Origin of the sequence: Pseudomonas sp. 43(2021) (assembly GCF_017490805.1) — a bacterium.
Lineage (GTDB): Bacteria > Pseudomonadota > Gammaproteobacteria > Pseudomonadales > Pseudomonadaceae > Aquipseudomonas.
Genome location: NZ_JAFGYJ010000652.1, coordinates 1 through 242, shown reverse-complemented (window position 1 = coordinate 242; position 242 = coordinate 1). Strand labels below are relative to the sequence as shown.

The window sequence follows — 242 nt, the reverse complement described above, 5'->3', positions numbered from 1 at the left end:
CACGGGTGCGATGCGACCAGCCTGATTGGGCTGCCGCTGATTCGGCTGGTGGATATGTTGACCAAGGAAGGGGTGGTGATTCCGTAACCCGCCTTGAGATTTTTAGCGCCTGCGAGATCGAGCGCCGATTCCTGCACAGTGAAGTCCACCAGCTCCTTCTCACCCACGATCTCACGCGCCACATAGCTGGCACTGCCCAGCCCATCCACCAGGCCCAGCTCCTTGGCCTGCTCACCCGACCA

Annotated in this window: 2 pseudogenes; one reads left to right on the top strand and one right to left on the bottom strand. The window is 61.2% G+C overall.

Annotated features, from left to right (window positions below):
* Positions 1 to 87 (top strand): annotated as a pseudogene (locus tag J5M71_RS29140) (septum formation inhibitor Maf); the annotation flags it as partial.
* A gap of 29 nt (positions 88 to 116) precedes the next feature.
* Here the strand turns inward: J5M71_RS29140 and J5M71_RS29135 are convergent.
* A pseudogene (locus tag J5M71_RS29135) lies at positions 117 to 242 on the bottom strand (S49 family peptidase); the annotation flags it as partial.